General features: G+C 63.2%; 14 protein-coding genes. 7 read left to right on the top strand and 7 right to left on the bottom strand.

All coding sequences use genetic code 11. The features are described 5' to 3' along the window. Nucleotides 1-7: 7 nt before the first annotated feature. Genes CP49_RS33395 through CP49_RS33410 form a run of 4 tightly spaced genes read right to left on the bottom strand, consistent with a single transcriptional unit; the run spans nt 8 to nt 3,718 of the window. Nucleotides 8-919 (bottom strand): fumarylacetoacetate hydrolase family protein, encoded by a 912-nt coding sequence (locus CP49_RS33395; protein ID WP_057854378.1) that lies wholly within the window; start codon nt 917-919, stop codon nt 8-10. Nucleotides 920-930: 11 nt separating this feature from the next. After that, a complete protein-coding gene (locus CP49_RS33400; protein WP_057854379.1) occupies nt 931-2,058 on the bottom strand; it encodes a cupin domain-containing protein in 1,128 nt (375 codons plus the stop codon). A 47-nt stretch (nt 2,059-2,105) separates the two neighbouring features. Further along, complete coding sequence (locus CP49_RS33405; RefSeq protein ID WP_057854380.1) at nt 2,106-2,504, bottom strand: RidA family protein; 399 nt, start codon at nt 2,502-2,504, stop codon at nt 2,106-2,108. A gap of 41 nt (nt 2,505-2,545) precedes the next feature. Beyond that, nucleotides 2,546-3,718: an acyl-CoA dehydrogenase family protein gene (locus CP49_RS33410; RefSeq protein ID WP_057854409.1), complete on the bottom strand. Its 1,173-nt coding sequence runs from the start codon at nt 3,716-3,718 to the stop codon at nt 2,546-2,548. A gap of 277 nt (nt 3,719-3,995) precedes the next feature. On the opposite strand from CP49_RS33410, the gene CP49_RS33415 reads away from it, so the two are divergent. From CP49_RS33415 to CP49_RS33445, 7 genes are read left to right on the top strand one after another with little or no spacing between them, the layout of a single operon-like run. Beyond that, entirely contained in the window at nt 3,996-6,158 is a 2,163-nt protein-coding gene (locus CP49_RS33415; RefSeq protein WP_057854381.1) for a thiamine pyrophosphate-dependent enzyme, read from the top strand. Continuing rightward, nucleotides 6,155-7,699 (top strand): indolepyruvate oxidoreductase subunit beta family protein, encoded by a 1,545-nt coding sequence (locus CP49_RS33420; RefSeq protein WP_057854382.1) that lies wholly within the window; start codon nt 6,155-6,157, stop codon nt 7,697-7,699. The genes CP49_RS33415 and CP49_RS33420 overlap by 4 nt, the downstream gene beginning before the upstream one ends. A gap of 2 nt (nt 7,700-7,701) precedes the next feature. After that, nucleotides 7,702-8,667: a PDR/VanB family oxidoreductase gene (locus CP49_RS33425; RefSeq protein ID WP_057854383.1), complete on the top strand. Its 966-nt coding sequence runs from the start codon at nt 7,702-7,704 to the stop codon at nt 8,665-8,667. Nucleotides 8,668-8,678: 11 nt separating this feature from the next. Further along, entirely contained in the window at nt 8,679-9,992 is a 1,314-nt protein-coding gene (locus CP49_RS33430; protein WP_057854410.1) for an aromatic ring-hydroxylating dioxygenase subunit alpha, read from the top strand. Between the two features lies 1 nt (nt 9,993). Further along, nucleotides 9,994-10,506, top strand: coding sequence for an aromatic-ring-hydroxylating dioxygenase subunit beta (locus CP49_RS33435; protein ID WP_245310992.1), 513 nt, complete (start codon nt 9,994-9,996; stop codon nt 10,504-10,506). A gap of 6 nt (nt 10,507-10,512) precedes the next feature. After that, nucleotides 10,513-11,247, top strand: coding sequence for an SDR family NAD(P)-dependent oxidoreductase (locus CP49_RS33440; protein ID WP_057854384.1), 735 nt, complete (start codon nt 10,513-10,515; stop codon nt 11,245-11,247). An 18-nt stretch (nt 11,248-11,265) separates the two neighbouring features. Further along, nucleotides 11,266-11,793: a MarR family winged helix-turn-helix transcriptional regulator gene (locus tag CP49_RS33445; protein ID WP_057854385.1), complete on the top strand. Its 528-nt coding sequence runs from the start codon at nt 11,266-11,268 to the stop codon at nt 11,791-11,793. Between the two features lie 96 nt (nt 11,794-11,889). Here CP49_RS33445 and CP49_RS43720 read toward each other — a convergent pair whose 3' ends face one another. The 3 genes from CP49_RS43720 to CP49_RS33470 form a co-directional block, all read right to left on the bottom strand. Next, the gene (locus CP49_RS43720) at nt 11,890-15,144 is read right to left on the bottom strand and encodes a CHAT domain-containing tetratricopeptide repeat protein (RefSeq protein WP_082646372.1); all 3,255 of its coding nucleotides are present in this window, start codon (nt 15,142-15,144) and stop codon (nt 11,890-11,892) included. A gap of 168 nt (nt 15,145-15,312) precedes the next feature. Next, nucleotides 15,313-16,623 (bottom strand): HlyD family type I secretion periplasmic adaptor subunit, encoded by a 1,311-nt coding sequence (locus CP49_RS33465; protein ID WP_057854389.1) that lies wholly within the window; start codon nt 16,621-16,623, stop codon nt 15,313-15,315. A 4-nt stretch (nt 16,624-16,627) separates the two neighbouring features. Beyond that, complete coding sequence (locus CP49_RS33470) at nt 16,628-18,373, bottom strand: type I secretion system permease/ATPase (protein ID WP_057854390.1); 1,746 nt, start codon at nt 18,371-18,373, stop codon at nt 16,628-16,630. Between the last annotated feature and the right edge of the window lie 51 nt (nt 18,374-18,424).

Below are 18,424 nucleotides of genomic sequence, written 5' to 3' on the forward strand. Positions count from 1 at the left end.
CGGCCCCTCAGATCGCCACCACCGGGTGGCGCAGCCGGCCGATGCCGACCACTTCCGCTTCCACCACGTCGCCCGGCCACAGCCACTCCTGCGGCGAGCGCCCGGCGCCGACACCTTCGGGCGTGCCCGTCGCAATGATGTCTCCCGGTTCCAGCGTCATCGCCGCCGAAATATCAGCGATCAGGAGCGGCACCTTGAACAGCATATGGCGCGTGTTGGAGCGTTGCTTTTCGACGCCGTTCACCGTCAGCCAGAGATCGAGCGCATGCGGATCGGTGATTTCGTCTGCCGTGACGATACACGGCCCGAACGGCGCGTAGGTGTCCTGCCCCTTGGAGTAGATCCATTGGCCGGCGCGGCGATTGTCGCGGGCGCTGACGTCGATCATCACGCTGTAGCCGAACACGAAGCCGAGCGCATCCGCCTCCGATACCCGCCGCGCGGTTCGTCCCATCACGACGGCAAGCTCGACTTCCCAGTCGAGCTGCTGCGTGATCGCCTTGTTGTGTTGGATGGCTTCGTCCGGCCCGATGACGCTGGTTGGCGGCTTCGAGAAGATGATGGGCTGCTTGGGCAGGTCCTTTGCCGTGTCGAGGGCGCGGGACGATTCCGCGACATGCTCGACATAATTGAGGCCGATGCCAAAAATGTTCTTGCGCGGACGCGGGATCGGCGCGAGCAGCCTGACATTCGCCAGCGGCAATGCGGCGCCCACAGGCCAATGGTCCTTGCCCTCGTTCAATATCTTCTTGAGCGCCGCCAACGCCGGCGGCCCGAGATCGATGAAATCGAGCATCGATGACGGAAGGGAAGCTCCTGCATGCAGGCCCGCCTTCTCGACGTCGACAACGAGGTCGTCAACAACCGCGCCAAGACGAGCGGCAGCCTCAACGGTGCTGCGGTAAGTCACTAGACGCACTGGTTTCTCTCCTAGGATACGAGGGGCTGCCGGCCGCCATTGTCGCCAAAGGCTTCCTCGCGGTAGAGCCCGAGCGCGTGCATGACCGGCAGGTCGTTGAAGGTGAAGAGGCAAGCGTCCTCGCTGGAGGAGGCGTTGACGTGCTCATGCCAGGCCCAGGACGGAACGCAGAAGATGTCGCGCTCCTTCCAGTCGAAGCGCTTGCCGTCGATGATCGATTGGCCGCGTCCCTTTGCGACCTGATAGATGAAGCTGCCAGTGTGACGATGCGCGCGCGTGCTCTCGCCCGGCCGCAGCATCTGCATCGACGCGCCGATCGTCTGCATCACCGGCCCGCCAGTCACCGGATTCACATAGTTCATGAGAACGCCGTCATACGGCGAGCCGTCGGTCGCCTTGGCGTAACGCTGCAGCGCCTCGTAGGTCGGCCCCCACTCATATTTCAGTAGCGGCGAATATCCTTTGGACCATTCGGCGCCCGCCGGACGCAGGCCGGGGCTTCCCCAGGTGTGCGTCATGTCGTCGACGGGATAGCCGACGCTCTGCTGCAGGTCGGGATGAACCATGTAGAAGTTGGCTTCGAGCGCGTTGACCAGGGGAATGTCGAGGCCGTCCTGCCAGATGCAGGGCGTGCCGTCGCTGGAGACGCCGTGTTCGTGCCAGGTGCCGTTCGGCGTCAGCACGAAGTCGTTGGCGCCGAGGGTCATCTTGTGGCCGTCGACGATGGTGTAGGCGCCCTCGCCTTCCATGATGAAGCGAAGCGCCGACGCCGAATGAGCGTGGGCGGATGCGACCTCGCCCGGATGCATGACCTGCAGGCCCGAATACAGCCAGCCGACCGCGGCGGCGTGCTCGCGCCGGCCCGGATTGTTCAAATAGATAACGCGCCGGCCGGCCTTTTCGGGCGAGACCAGTTCAACAGAGCGCAACACATGCGCGCGGAGGTCCTCGTAGCGCCACAAGACTGGAACAGAAGACGATTTGGGCTGCCAGGGCTCGATCTTGTTCGCCACCGTCCAGAGTGCGCCGGCCTCCAGCCTTTCAAGCTGGTCGTAATAGGCGAGCAATTCCGGCGTGTCCTCGACATTGGCCCGTCCGGCCACGTCCTCCCGATGGTTTTCGCGCGCTTTCGTTGCCATCTCGCCCTCCTGTGGGTTGGCGCCGTCTTCGGCGTTGTGTCGTCAGTTCATTGGTCAGGTACCATCGCGATCGCCTGGATTTCGACCTTGGCGCGATCCTCGACCAACCCCGAGACCTGTAGCGCCGTCATCGCCGGAAAGTGTCGGCCCATGACGCCGCGATAGACCACGCCGATCTCCTTCAGGCGCGCCGAATATTCCTTGCGGTCGAGCAGGAACCAGGTCATCGACACGACGTGCTCGGATGCGGCGCCGCCGGCGCGCAAGACGTCTGCGACGTTTCTCAACGTCTGGCCGATCTGTTCCACCAGGTCATCCGACTCGAACTTGCATTGTTCGTTCCAACCGATCTGGCCTGCGACGAAGATCATCTTGCCGCGGCCGGCGACGCCGTTCGCGTAACCGCTCGGCTTGGCCCAACCGGGCGGCTGCAAGACTTCGAACATTACATGCTCCCGTAGCAGGACACGACTGGGCGCCCACGCGGCTAGGCCTTCAGGACGTCGCGTCCGATGATGAGTTTCTGAACTTCGGTGGCGCCTTCATAGATGCGCAACGCGCGTATCTCGCGGTAGAGATGCTCGACGATTTCGCCCGAACGGACGCCGCGGCCGCCGAACATCTGCACGGCGCGGTCGATCACTTTTTGCGCGGTTTCGGTGGCGACCATCTTCGCCATCGCCGCTTCGCGCGTCGTGGAAGCTTTCTGCACGTCGCGCCGCCAGGCTGCGCGATAGGTGAGAAGCGCGCTGGCATCGACGCCCGCAGCCATGTCGCCGAGGGCCGCCTGCGTCAATTGCTGGTCGGCCAGCACGCCGCCGAACATCCGCCTGCTACGTGCATGCACTGTTGCCTCATCCAGCGCGCGGCGGGCAAACCCCAGCGCGGCGGCTGCGACCGAGGCGCGGAAGATATCGAGAGTGCGCATCGCGATCTTGAAACCTTCACCCGGCGAACCCAGCAGCCGCGCGGCCGGAATCCGGCAGCCGTCGAAACGTAGCGTCGCCAGCGGATGCGGCGCCATCACATTGATACGATCGGCAATTGAAAAGCCGGGATCGTCCGGAAGCACCACGAAAGCCGAAATGCCCCGCGCCCCCGGCGCCTCGCCGGTCCGCGCGAACAGCGTGTAGACGTCGGCGATGCCGCCGTTTGAAATCCAGGTCTTCTCGCCATCCAGAATATAATGATCGCCTTCGCGCCGGGCGGTGCACCCCATCGCGGCGACGTCTGAACCCGCTTCCTTTTCCGACAGCGCGAAGGCGGCGACCCACTCGCCACGCCGCGCCTTCGGCAGCACCAGCGCGCGCATTTCGGGTGAACCGGCAATCGCCACCGCGCCGGTGCCAAGCCCCTGCATCGCAAAGGCGAAATCGGCGAGCCCGCTGTGCCAGGCCAGCGTCTCGCGGGCCAGACAAATCAGCCGGGAATCGATCACCGCATCGGGCCGATCGCCCGCGACCGATGCCTCCAGCAATCCCGCGGCGCCAAGCCTGCGAACCAGCGAACGGCAGGTCTCGTCGACGTCACCGCCGTGCGTATCGCCAAGATCGGCTGCAAATGCATCGAGCGCAGCTACGTATTCGCCGTGGCGGGAATCGAAGAACGGCCACCCGAGATGTTCGCGCGACGGCCCGCGCAATGGCGAAATCGGGGTCATGCTCAGTCTCCCGCAAAGGCCGCTTTTGCGCGCGCCGCCAAATGCAACGCGCATCAATAATGTTTCATGGCTAAAATATCCTGTCAAGCGAGCCAGCCCTCGCCCGGAACGCGGCTTCTGTGCATGAAGCCTACGAAATAGGCTGCAAAATGCATGGCAATGCGCGCACGGTGTTTTGCTGCGCGCAGTCCTGCAAGTTCGATTGACATCATTTTTGTTTGATGTCTAAAATTATATTCGGTCGCCCAGAGTTCCCCGCAAAGCCGAGGAGACGAGCATGGCAGAACGCTCTTTCGCGCGCGAGGTGGAAGACTTAAAGCTCGGCGCCGGCCAGGAGTTTCGCGGCGAGGGTATCCTCGCGATCACCAAGGCATTGCTCGAATGTGGCGTCAGCTATGTCGCCGGCTACCAGGGCGCGCCGATCTCGCATTTGATGGACGTGCTGTCGGACGCCCAGGATATTCTCTCCGACCTCGGCGTGCATTTCGAATCAAGCGCCAGCGAAGCAACCGCAGCCGCGACGCTTGCGGCTTCCGTGATGTACCCGATCCGCGGCGCGGTCACCTTCAAGGCGCCGGTCGGTATCAACGTCGCGTCCGACGCCCTCGCCAACCTGTCCTCGGGCGGCGTGACCGGCGGCGCACTCGTCATCATCGGCGAAGATTACGGCGAAGGCTCCTCCATCATGCAGGAGCGTTCGCATGCCTTTGCAATGAAGTCGCAGCTCTGGCTGGTCGATCCGCGGCCCAACGTGGCGTCCATCGTCAAAGCCGTGCACGATTCCTTCGAGCTGTCCGAGGCGTCGAATACGCCCGTGATGCTGGAGGTGCGGATCCGCGCCTGCCATGTCCATGGCCGCTTCGCTACCCGCGACAATGTCCGCCCCACCTTTCCGCTGGCCCGCGCGCTTGATCAGCCGTCGCGTGACACCAACCGGATCGTGCTGCCCCCCGCCTCGTTCCTGCACGAGAAGGAGAAGGTCGAGCGCCGCTGGCCCGCGGCGGTCGAATTCATCCACGCGCGCGGCATGAACGAGACGTTCGACGGCGATATCGACGATATCGCCATCATCATGCAGGGCGGCATGTATAACGGCGTTATCACCGCGCTGCGCGAGGCCGGGCTTGCCGATATCTGGGGCGAGACGCGCGTGCCGCTCTATGTGATGAACGTGACCTACCCGATCGTCGACCGCGAGGTGATCGACTTCTGCCGGGCTAAGAAAGCGGTGTTGATGGTCGAGGAGGGACAGCCCGAATTCATCGAGCAGGCGCTGCACAAGGTCCTGCGCAACGCCGATATTCCGGCCAAGCTGCACGGCAAGGACCTGTTCCCGATGGCCGGCGAGTACACCGCGCAAGTCATGGGGGAAGCGATCGGCGCCTTCATCCGCCGCTGGCGACCCGACGCGCTGCCCGATGCCGCCCGCGCGCCGAACATCGATCGCGTCGAGGTCGACGACAAGATCCGCGCATTGGCCGACGTCGTGCCGCCGCGCCCGCCCGGTTTCTGCACCGGCTGTCCGGAACGGCCGATTTTTTCCGCGATGAAGCTGGTGGAGAAGGAGCTCGGCCCGCATCACATCGCGGCCGATATCGGCTGCCATCTGTTCTCGATTCTGCCGCCATTCAATATCGGCGCCACCACCATGGGTTACGGTCTCGGCCCGGCATCGGCTTCGGCTTTCAACGTTCCTGCGGGAAAGCGCTCGATCTCGATGATGGGCGACGGCGGCTTCTGGCATAACGGGCTGACCAGCGGCATCGGCAACGCCGTGTTCAACCAGCACGACGGGGTGATCGTCGTCGTCGACAATTATTATTCCGCCGCCACCGGCGGCCAGGACATCCCCTCTTCCCGCGCCGACAATCGTTCGCGTTCGACCAAGCATCCGATCGTCGAGGCGGTCAAGGGCGTCGGCGCCAAATGGGTGCGCCAGATCGATCGCACCTACGACGTCACGCGCATGCGCGACACGCTGCGCGAGGCGCTGACGACGGAGGAGAAGGGCCCGAAGATCATCGTCGCCTCGTCGGAATGCATGCTGAACAAGCAGCGGCGTGTGAAGCCGCAGGTCGCGGCCGCCGCCAAGCGCGGCGAGCGCATCGTGCGCGAGCGCTTCGGCGTGGACGAAGACGTCTGCTCCGGCGACCATGCCTGCATCCGCCTGTCGGGTTGCCCGTCACTGTCGGTGAAGCCGACCAGCGATCCCCTAAAGGACAATCCCGTCGCCGCCGTCGACAATAGTTGCGTCGGCTGCGGCCATTGCGGCGAGGTCGCCGATGCCGCCGTCTTGTGTCCCTCCTTCTATCGCGCCGACATCGTTTCCAATCCGAGCGCGTTCGAAGCGCGGCTCGACCGCATCTGGCGGCGGCTGGTCGGCGCGTTGCAGCGTTGGCGCGCGGGACGGCGGATCATGTTCGAGCAGGAGGCGGCATGAACGTCTCGCTCGCGCCCTCCTCCATAGGCCTCAGTCAGGCACGCCCGATCACCGTCGCAGTACTGGCGATGGGCGGCCAGGGCGGCGGCGTGCTGGTCGACTGGATCGTGGCGCTGGCCGAGCGGCGCGGCTGGTTCGCGCAATCGACCTCGGTGCCCGGTGTCGCCCAGCGCACCGGTGCCACGATCTACTACATCGAGATGATTGCGCCCGACGCCGGCAAGCCCGGCCGCCACCCCGTGCTTTCGTTGATGCCGGCGCCGGGCAAGGTCGACATCGTGATTGGCGCCGAATTGATGGAGGCCGGCCGCGCCATCCTGCGCGGACTGGTCTCGCCCGACCGCACGCTGCTGATCGGCTCCTCGCACCGCTCGCTGGCCGTGATCGAGAAGACCGCGCCGGGCGACGGCACCGCCGACGCGGGGCAGGTCTTTGATGCTGCCAATGTCGCGGCCAACCGCTTCATCGCGTTCGACATGGCCGAGATTGCGGATGCCACCGGCAGCGTGGTCTCCGCTGTCCTGTTCGGTGCGCTGGCGGGCTCCGGCGCCCTACCCTTCACAACAGAGGATTTTGAAGCGACGATCCGGGCTGCGGGCATCGGCGTTGACGCCAGCCTGCGCGCCTTCACCGCCGGCCGCGAGCGGGCCGTCGCGGAGCTCAAGCAGTATCCAAAGATCAAACCTGCTGCGAAACCGCCGCTTGCCAAACGCTTTCCGCGCCTCAAGCCGATCGGCCACGCCGACTACGACGCACTGGTCGCACGGGCTCGGCTATTGCCGGAAGAACTGCACGGCATCATCGCCGCCGGCCTGCAGCGCGTCGTCGATTTTCAGGACGTCACCTACGGCAGCGAATATCTCGACCGGCTGGAAGCGATGCCGCGCGACGCGACCGGGCTGCTGCATTCCTTTGCCAAATATCTTGCGGTCGCGATGGCCTATGACGATGTGATCCGCGTGGCGGACCTCAAGACCCGCGCGGGGCGATTCGACCGGGTGCGCCGCGAGGTGCGGGCCGGTGACGAACAGGTTCTCGCGATCACCGAATTTTTCCATCCGCGGATCGAGGAAATGGCGGGGCTCTTGCCGCCGCGTCTCGGTGAAAAGGTCGAGCGCAGCGAGCGGCTCGCCCGGCTCATTGATCGCGGGCGGAAACTGCGCACCACCGCGCCGTCGTCGTTCCTGCTGCTGTACTGCGTGGCAGGCCTGCGGCGATTCCGCCGCGGCACGCTGCGGCACGCCCGCGAGATGCGCCATCTCGACGATTGGGCGCAACGTGTCAGAAAATTCGCCGCCAATGAGCCTGCGCTCGCGACCGCCGTGTGCGAGGCCCGCCGTCTCGTCGGCGGTTACTCGGACACGCATTCCCGCGGCGAATCGAAGTTCGACAAGGTCATGCAGGCGTCCGAGCGCCTGGCCGGCCGGCCTGATGCCGCCGAATGGGTGCAGCGGCTGACAAAGGTAGCGCTGAAGGACGCCGACGGCGCCGAGCTCGCCGGCGCGCTGCGCACCGTCGAGACCCTGTTCGAGGACGCCTGAGGATGGATCAATTCGAAGTCGTCGTGTCGAAGGCCGAGGCGCTCACGCCGCGCATCCGCGAATTCGTGCTTGCGCGCCCCAACGCCGCACCGATGCCGGGCTGGGCCGCGGGCGCCCATATCGACGTCCATCTGCCCGACGTCGGTCGGCGCTCCTATTCGCTGATCGAGACGGCTTCGCCGCGCGCGGCCGCCGAACATCCGACCGCCTATCGCATCGCCGTGCTGCAGGAAAGTAAGAGCGGCGGCGGCTCGACCTATATGCACGGCCTCAAGACCGGCGATCGCCTGACGATCTCGCCGCCGGCGAACAATTTTCCGCTTCGCGCCGGCGCAAGCGAAATCGCGCTCGTCGCGGGCGGCATCGGCGTGACGCCGCTGCTCGCGATGGCCTGCGAACTCTGCGCGGCGAAGCGGCCGTTCTCGTTCTACTACGCCGGCCGCAGCCGCAGCGAACTCGCTTTCCTCGGCGACATCGAGCGGCTAACCAGCGCAAGCGCGGCCATCCACGCCGACGACGAGGTCGGCCGCTTCTTCGACCTTGAGGGCCTGATGACGCGTCTCTCGCCCGACGTGCCGCTCTATCTCTGCGGACCACTACCGATGATCGAAGCCGCTATCGCGCTGGCGAAGCGGCTGAACTGGCCGCAGGGACGGCTGCATTTCGAGATATTCAGCGCCCCCGACGAGAAGTCGGGAGACTCCGCCTTCGAGGTCGAACTCAGGAGCAGCGGGCGCATTTATGAAATTCCCGCCGGCAAGACCATCCTCGATGTGCTGCTCGAGGCCGGCGAAGACCCAATGCACGACTGCAAGCGAGGCGATTGCGGCATCTGCCAGACCACGGTGATCTCGGGCATTCCCGATCATCGCGACTACATCTTGAGCGAAAGCGAGAAGGCGTCGAACAAGGTGATGCAGATCTGTGTTTCGCGCGCGAGAACCGAGAGACTCGTGCTCGACCTGTGATGGAGGAACGCATGACCCGATATGCCGGCAACGTCGCGGCCATTCGCGCCCTGGTCCGCGACCAGGAGGTTCACCGGGACGTCTATGTCAGCGAGGAAGTTTTCCAGCTCGAGATGGCGCACATGTTCCCGAATAGCTGGGTCTATGTCGGCCACGACAGTCAGGTGCCCAATGCCGGCGACTATTTCAGCACCACGATCGGCACGCAGCCGGTCCTGCTCGTCCGCCATACCGACGGCACGGTAAAGGTGCTGCACAACCGTTGCCCCCACAAGGGCACGCGCATCACGTCCGAGACCTGCGGCAACACCGGAAAGTTCTTCCGCTGCCCCTACCATGCCTGGAGTTTCAGGACCGACGGCTCGCTGCTCGCTATCCCCTTGAAGAAGGGCTACGAAAACACCGGCTTCGAGCAGAGTCACGCAGCGAGCGGCATGGCGCCTGTGCGCCATGTCAGAAACTATCGCGGCTTCGTGTTCGCCAAGATTAACGACGGCGGCCTCGACTTCGAGGAGTTCTTCGGTGAAAGCCTGTCGAGCTTCGACAACATGATCGATCGCTCACCGGTCGGCCAGCTCAAGGTCGCCGGCGGCGTGCTGCGCTACATGCACAGCTGCAATTGGAAGATGCTGGTCGAGAACCAGACCGACACCTGCCATCCGATGGTGGCGCACGAATCCTCCGCCGGCACCGTGGTCGAAGTCTGGAAGAAAGCGCCGCCCGGCACCAAGAAGCCGATGGCCGTCGAGATCATCGCCCCCTTCATGAGCCCATACGAGTTCTTCGAGAACATGGGTATCCGGATCTGGGACAACGGCCACGGCCACACCGGCGTGCACCACTCGATCCACTCGGACTATTCGGCAGTGCCTGGCTATTTCGAGAAGATGACGGCGGCCTATGGCGAGGACCGCGCCAAGGCGATCCTGGGCGAGAACCGGCATAACACGGTTTATTTCCCCAATATCATGATCAAGGGACCGATCCAATTGTTGCGGCACTTCAAGCCGATCGCGGCGAACAAGACGCTGGTCGAGTCCTGGACGTTCCAGCTCGTCGATGCACCCGACATGCTGCTCGAGCGCACGCTGATGTACAACAGGCTGATCAATGCACCGACCTCCATCGTCGGACACGACGACCTCGAAATGTATGAACGCGCGCAGGAGGGTCTGCACTCGAACGGCAACGAATGGGTGAACCTCCAGCGCCTCTACAGCCCCGACGAAGCCGAACAGACCAACGTGGCGATCAACGGGACCAGCGAGTGGCCGATGCGCCACCAGTTCCGGGCGTGGGCCAAGTTCATGACGATGAGGATGTGACATGAGCATGCTCGCCGAGGCTCCCCTCAAGAGCGCCGTTCCGACCGACCAGGAATTGATCGATTTCGTCGTCCGCGAAGCCCGCCTAATCGACCAGCAGCGTTTCGACGAATGGCTCGAACTGTACGCCGACGACGCCTTCTACTGGATGCCGCTGGAATGGAATCAGACCGATCCACGGCTGACGTGCTCGCTGATGTACGAGGACAAGCTGCTGCTCTCGATCCGGGTCGAGCGGCTCAAGGGCGCGCGGACCTTCAGCCAGAAGCCGAAGAGCCGCTGCCATCACGTCCTGCAGACGCCGCAGGTGGATTCGCGCGACACCGCCGCCAACCGCTACGTCACCTGGACCCCGATACATTATGTGGAGACCCGACTGGACGAGCAGGCGCTCTATGCGGCCTGGGTGACGCATCATCTGGGCGTCGAAGACGGCAAGCTGCGCATCAAGCTCAAGCGCGTCGACCTGATCAATTGCGATGCTGCCTTCGGCAACATCCAGCTCTTTATGTGACGGAGAATGAGCGTGGGCCATCACACGGCGATCGTGAGCGGCGGTAATACCGGCATTGGCGCGGCGATCGCGCGCGGCCTCCTCGCCGAGGGATATGACGTGATCTCGCTGTCGCGGCGCAAGCCCGACTGGAGCCATCCAAAGCTTTCCTCGCGCGAGGTCGACCTGCTCGACGCGGCTGCGACGCGAGAGGTGGCGTCTGAGATCGCCGCGAAGGTTGCGATCACCCACGTCGTTCACAATGCCGGCGCGATCCGCCCCAAGCCGCTGGAAGAAGTCGCCGACGAGGATGTCGGCGCATTGGCCCAGTTGCATTTCGGCGCCGCGATTGCGCTGGCGCAGGCGGCGCTGCCGGGCATGAAGCACGCGCGCTTCGGCCGCATCGTGCTGCTGTCCTCCCGCGCCGCGCTGGGAGCTGCCACACGCACGGTCTATTCGGCAACCAAGGCCGGCATCATCGGCATGGCGCGGACCTGGGCGCTGGAGCTTGCGCCCTTCGGCATCACCGTCAATGTCGTAGCCCCTGGCCCGATCGGAGATACCGAGATGTTCGAGAGCGTGATGTCGCCGGAATCCGAACGCGCGAAGAAGCTGGCGCAGTTGATTCCCCTCGGCCGCCTCGGTAAATCCACTGACGTCGCGCGCGCGGTCAGTTTCTTCTGTTCACCGGATGCCGACTTCATCACCGGGCAGACGCTGTATGTCTGCGGCGGAGCCAGCATCGGATCGATTTCCATTTAGCCCGGTGAGATCCCAGCCATGGATGCCACAGTCAAACGAAAGGCCAGATCCCCGAAGGGGGGGCGCGCGCAACCGTCGCGGCCGGCCGAGCCGGCGCACGAATCCGACGGCGCGCATCTCGAACTCCGCATCTGGCTGCGGCTGCTCTCCTGCGCCACCCGGATCGAAAAGGCGCTGAACGCGCGGCTGCGCAAGGAGTTCAACACCACGCTGGCCCGCTTCGATCTGCTGGCGCAACTCGCGCGTAAACCGGCAGGCGCGACCATGTCCGAGGTCTCGGAACTCCTGATGGTCTCAAACGGCGCGATCACTGCGCTGGTGCAGAAGCTGGAAGCCGACGGCTTTATCCATCGCGAGGTCGATTCCGAGGACCGCCGCACGTTCCGTCTGCGCCTGTCGCAGGAAGGCGCCAAGGAATTCGGCCGCATGGCGCGCCGGCATGAGGAATGGGTGATCGCCCTGATCGGCGAACTGTCACACGTCGCGCAGTCGGATCTGCTGCAACATCTGACCCTGCTCAAGCGCCGCCTCGACAAGCACGCCTGATGCGCATGCCGGGCGTGTGATCACCTGCGCCCACTAACAGGCGCCCCCTTTCATTCGTGAGCTAACGAGGGGCAACAGCAGGCGTAAGCTCGCGCGCTATGGACTGCCGTTTCCGACCAGCACAAAGGGAGCCCAGACACTGGGATGCGCATTCTCGCTGCCCTTAGCCGTCAAGGCCGAGATCGAGCGGCGAAGCGCCTCGGCGGGGCCTATACCGGGATGTGCCGTCATCGCACTGGTTGCACCAGTGGTGATAGTGACGGCGGCTTCCGAATTGACCGGCCAGTGGGAGACCAGCAGGGCGCGCGTGCCTGCGTAGAAAAACGCTCTTGCAAGGCCGGAGAATGCCTCTGAATTTGATGCCTCGCTGCCCGCCGTGTTGCAGGCTGAAAGCACGACCCAGTCGGCGTTGAGCTTGAGTCCCGAAATCTCCGATGAGGAGAGGTAGCCGTCATCGGTCGGCGTGGCGGTAGCCGGTGGTGTCAGGACCAGTCCTGGCTCGATAGAGCCACGCGCCTGACCCGAAAGCGCTCCGTGTGTTGCAAAGTGGAGCATACGATATTGTTCCAGTCGGCCGCTTTCGCTGAGCGATTTTATCGCGGCTTCGGTCGCCTCCTTGCCGAGATAAACATCACCCTTGATGGGCGAAAAACTGTTCGCCACCAGGCATAGTTCGATAGCGGTTTCGGGCAACGGCGCAAGGTGCCTGAGTTGCTCAATGTCCGTCGTGCCGCCTGAAAGGGCAACGATCGAACGTCGCCCTCTTTGAGCTGATTGGCTCATTCGCGGCTCCGGGCCTAGTCCGCAACTCTGACGAAGGCGGGCCTGCGCGGCGCGGTCGACATCGAAAGCGTTCCGGGCATTTCCGCTCAGCAGCGGGTTTCCAAAGCCAATAAACGGCTTCGGCGCCCTGCTCCTTTGAGCGACCTGACGTAGCGCCTTGAGGCTGGAGACGGATGGCAATACGGTCGTTGCAAAGCGTTTGACCAGCCAGGGTGCTTTGGCAAGATCCTGCCGGCCGGTGTTCGGCGCCGGCCTCTCGGTCAGCAGAACCTGGAAAGGCAGCGTCGCCAGCGGGCCAGATGGAACAAGAATAAGCTCCTTGCCTTCAATGTCCGTTGCGACCGGTTCAAGAAGCGCCTGATAAAGCCCGAACGCCCGGTCCAGGTCGAACGGCAATTGATCACCGGCAGCCGGCGGACGATCGCGGCCGAGCTTTTCGGCACAAGCGTGGGACGTTTCGGTCCACGCTTCCGCGTCAAGACCACAGCGCAGAATATTGATCGTTTCTGCCAGTTGCTTGGCGCCGATCGACGCGGCGTGCCAACGGACGCCTGCGCGCGTGACTGTCCAGACGAAGGTGGAGCGTGAGGTCGTGGCAAACAGCAACAAGGCCTCATTCGGGTTCAGCCGCCTTTGAACCTCTTCGATGGAAACGGGCATCTTGGCAACGAGCCCGGCGTAATCAGGGAATTGGGTAGCGATCAAGCGATCAAGCTCTCTTATCTGGTTCGCAACGTCAGATGCCTGGGTCCGAAGCGCCTGCTCCGTCTGCTGGTTGCGCACGGCATTCGGCTGTGAAATGACCGAGATGAGCAATCTATCGATGGCAAGCGCCTGTTCGCTTAGGTCCTGCCGCTCACGAACACGTGCCGATAGATCGCCGCTGCCCGCCGCAATCCGGGCGGACATTCCCGTAATGGCGCGTGCCGCCTGTTCGTCACTAATCCACTGCGCAGCTTCGAAAGCCTGGGATCGCAACGCGATCGCTTTTTGGCTGTCGGACGTCTCTGCTAGCTGGTAGGCGGCAACGATGGCTCCGGGGAATGGATTCGTGGCGCCATGGACCTTGAGATCCGCTGCTGTCTGTCCCTCGCTTGATTCCTTGGTATTGCGGCCTATCAAAATCGATGAAGCGCGAGCAAACGCGTCGTGGGCTTGCTGCCAATCCTTTGAATCCAGATAATGTGCGCCGAGATTGTTGAAACTGTTGGCGACGTCCGGGTGCACTTCGCCAAGCGCACTTACGCGAATGTCCAGCGCTCGTTTCAGGAGCGGTTCAGCGTCCTTTGGTCGTCCGACGCTGTCCAGGACAACAGCGAGATTGTTGAGGCTGCTTGCCACCAACGGGTGGAGCTTACCGAGCGCTTCCTCGCGTATGGTCAGAGAGCGGCGAGCCAGCCCTTCGGCTTCGCTGTAATGCTCATCGTCGCCGAGCAGCACCACAAGATTGTCGAGAGAGACGGCGACATCAAGGTGGTTCGGACCTAGGCTTTTTTCGCGAATGGCCAGCGACCTGCGAAACAGCCCTTCGGCTTCTTTCTTTCGGCCGGAGTGAGCCTTTGCATCAGCGAGGTTGTTTAACGCAATCGCTATATTGGGGTGATCCGGTCCGAAAGCCTTTTCCTGGATGGCAAGCGCACGGACAAGCAGACCATCGGCTTCCGGAGCTCGACCCTGCCTTGAGAAAACGAGCGCAAGGTTGTTAAGGCTGGCGGCGACATCGGCATGATCGGGCCCCAGTGCTTTTTCTCTGATAACCAACGTCCGCCGCGCCAACTGCTCGGCCTCCTGGAGCCGTCCCTGCAGGCGCCTGAGCTCTCCAAGATTGTTCAGCGTTGCAGTCAGATAGAGATTATCGCGGCCATGGCGCTTTTCCTGAAGACCAAGCGCTTCAAGGAATCGCTCCTCGGCGAGTTGCAGTCGGCCTTGCGTCTTATGGATTTCTGCGATGTTGTTGAGGGCAACCGGGACCATGATATCTGCTTGGCCCGGTGCATTTTTGAAGACTTCCAGTGTGCGGCTAAAGATATCGAGCGCCTCCGCTTCTCTCAATTGACGGTGGCGAAGATTGCCGAGCTGCATGCGCGCCAACGCGGTATTTAGGTTGTCGGGGCCGAGAGCGCTTTCATCGATAGCTATCGCGCGTAAAGTATCGCGTTCGGCGTCTTTCAACCGGTTTTGACTAAGCGCTATCTGGCCAAGCGTAGATAATACAGCGGCAACGTCGGGGTGATTGGGGCCAAGCGCCTTCTCGCGGATGGCAAGGGCTCTTCTTAACACCCTTTCGGCTTCGGCCATTTCGCCTTGGGCCTGTAGAGTCTGAGCAAGCACAACAAGGGTCGTTGCCGTTAAAACTGACTGCCGACCCGAGGTTCTTTCAGCTTCAGTTGCAAGCTTTCTTGCCAAGGCTATCGCCTCGCCGTATCGCCCTTCCTGAGCGAGCGCCGTAATCCGGCGCATCAGTGGCAACATTTCCTGGGGATTGGCTTGGCAAGGCGACGCAACGATGCACGCGAACAGTGCGATAACGATAAACTGTGCAATAGATTTTTGCCGGAAAGCTCGCATATCCTGATAGCCTCGATCCGCTTTTCAATGCGTTTGCTATCGCTGCTCTCTAGGGCCGCAGCAAGGCGAAACCGACTTCAGCCCGCTGCGGACATTCAAGCGGTCAGCTCGGCACGAAAAGTCGGCTTTCGAGATTTTTCTGGACCTCTCGGTTCACCCGCCGTTCTGCTATCGTTCGCGAAATGCGCGGGCAACCTGGTCGAATAGCGGCTTGGTCAGGTAGGAACCAACCGTCCGATCTGCCGTCTTGATAAACACTTCGACCGGCATGCCGGGCACAAGCCTGACATCGCCGAGGCGAGCGAGTTCGTCGGGCCCGATAGCAATGCGCGCCGTGTAATAGGTCAGGCCGGTGCGCTGCTCGGTCGTCACGTCGGCCGCAACCCGGCTGACGACTCCGTTGATTTCCGGGGTCGTGCGTTGGCTAAAGGCGGAAAATCGCAACGCGGAAGCCTGGCCGACCCGCACCTGATCGATGTCTTGCGGCGTCACCCTCGCCTCGACCGTCAAGCGATCGGATGCAGGCACGATCAGCATCAATTGCTCGCCAGCGCTAACCACGCCGCCGACCGTGTGGACATTCATTTCGTGGACGGTGCCCGAAATCGGGGCCCGGATGTCGATTCGCCGCAATTGGTCTTCGGCCGCCACTTTCCGCTCGGCGTATTCACCTGCCTTGCCGTCGATCTCACGCATTTCGCGGCCGACTTCGCTCGCCAACTCGCGATCGATCTGGGTAATCTGAAGTTCGATCTCGGATATTTTGCCTCGCCCCTGCGCCGCCGCCGCAATTAGCTGCGCCCGCTCGCCATCAAGCCGCGCTGCTTCGCGCTCGAGCGCCGTTAGCCGGTTCATCTGGATCAGTTGCTTGGACCAGAGTTGCCGCACGCCTTCCAGTTCATTATTGACCAGAACAAGCTCCTGGGATTTCGCGGCCTGTTGGGCAATGATCCCGTTGGCTTCCTCGTTGAGCTGGGCGATCCGCTCGCGCAACTGTCGTTTTTGCCCGAGCCGCGTCGTATTGCGCAGTTCGAAAAGGCGCTGCTCGTCGGCCATCAGCTCGACAACACTTTCTTCGTGCTGTCTGCTCCTGAACGCAGAGGGCCATGGCACCTCCGATGCGCCATCACGTTCGGCCCGCAACCGCGCGCGCCGCGCCGTCACCTCGTCCAGGGTCTTTGATACGATCTGCAGATTGGCCCGCGTCATCGTTTGGTCGAGACGGACCAGGATATCCCCGGCCGTCACGTTCATCCCATTGGTCACCGCGATTTCGCCGACGACGCCGCCGGTTGGATGTTGAACCTTCTTGGCATTCGACTCGACGACAACGCTCCCCGCAGCGATCAAGGCGCCCGAAATTTCGGTGGTTGCCGCCCATCCGCCAATTCCGCCGGCAATGAGCATGATGGCAGCCAAGCCCGCCACGATATGCCGCCTGATCGACGGGCGCGCGTCAATTAAATCCGTATCGGGCATCGCTTTACCCTTGAGCGGTCGCGACAACTTTGGGTGCGCTGACGACGCTGTCGCGCCGCAGCACCTTTGCCAGCACCTCGTCTTTGGGGCCGAAGGCTTGCTGGCGCCCGCCATTCAGCGCGAGCACGTGATCGACCCCGGACAACGCACTCGGCCGGTGCGCCACCACGACGACAATCGCCCCCCGCGCCCGCGCGCCGAGAATGGCCTTTGTCAATGCCTCGTCGCCTTCGACGTCAAGGTTGGAATTCGGCTCGTCGAGCACCACCAGAAACGGATCGCCATAAAGCGCACGTGCCAGCGCGATGCGCTGTTGCTGGCCGGCCGATAGTAAGGAGCCCTGTTCGCCGATCTCGGTGTCATAGCCTTGCGGCAGCGAAAGCACGAGCTCGTTGACGCCCGCAGCTTTCGCCGCAGCGATGATCGCCTCCGACGAGGCGTTAGGGTCGAATCGTGAAATGTTTTCCGCAACTGTCCCTTCGATCAGTTCGACGTCCTGCGGCAGATAACCGACGTGGCGCCCGAGTTCGTCGGGAACCCACTGGTCGAGCGTCGCGCCGTCAAGCCGGACGGCGCCGCGCGCCGGCGTCCACAGACCCACCAGAACCCGCGCAAGCGACGATTTTCCCGATGCGCTCGGACCGATCACACCGAGCCCGTTGCCGGCCTTCAGGGAGAAGGTCACCTCGTGCACGACCGCCCGCTGGACGTCGGGCGGCGCCGCACTGACGTTATCGACAGTGAGTCCGCGTTGCGGCTTTGGCAGAGACGTCGGGTTTCTCTGTTCGGGCAGTAGCACGAGCAGCTTGTTCAGACGCGCGCGAGCCTGCCTGGCGCCGACAAAGCTGCGCCAGTGGGAAATCGCAAGATCGACAGGTGCGAGCGCCCGCGCCGATAGAATCGACGACGCAATAATGACGCCGGCGGTGGCCTGCTGGTTGATCACAAGATAGGCGCCGACGGCAAGCACGCCGGACTGCAGCATCATTCGGAACGTCCGTCCCATGGCGCCAAGGCCCGCGGCGAGATCGCTCGAATCGGCGTGGCCCGTGAGGAATTGCCGGTTCAATGACTGCCAGCGGCGGGAATTCCATCTGACCATGCCGAGCGCAGTCAAAGCCTCGGCGTTTCGACGGCTCGTCTCCGCCAAGCGTGCGCGTTGGTTGCCGATACGATTGGCGTCCAGCGTCGACTGCCTTCCAAGCAGCTCCGACAGCAGCGTGAGCGAAACCAGTATCAACGCGCCCGCCAGCACCGTGACGCCAATCCAGAAATGGAAGGCAAAACAGATCGCGAGATAGAGAGGCACCCAGGGCAGATCGAAGAACGCAGTTGGTCCAGGGCCCGACAGATAGGCGCGCACTGAATCCAGATCGCGCAGCGGCTGGATCGACTCGCCGCGCTTTGGCGCCTGGATCGGCAAACGCATCACTGTCGCATAGACGCGATCCGACATGGCCTGATCGACGCGGATGCCCACCCGAACGAGCAACCTGCCGCGCAGGGCATCCATCAAGCCTTGAAAGACGTAGAGGGTGAGCACCAGCGCAAGCAGACCCAGCAGCGTCGGCACGCTCCGGCTGGGCAGAACGCGGTCATAGACCTCCATCATGAACATGGAACCGGTCAGCGCCAGAATGTTGAGGATAGCGCTGAAGCCGGCGATGGCCAGGAACGCCGGGCGACAAAGCGCGAGCGCGGTATCCAGCTCCCCGCGGGCACCTCCGGATTGTTGCCGACTGGCTGTCAATGGCTGCGCTCACTCATCCCACTTTGGCGGTAGCCGAGAATTGTTACAGAT

This window comes from Bradyrhizobium valentinum, from assembly GCF_001440405.1.
GTDB lineage: Bacteria > Pseudomonadota > Alphaproteobacteria > Rhizobiales > Xanthobacteraceae > Bradyrhizobium > Bradyrhizobium valentinum.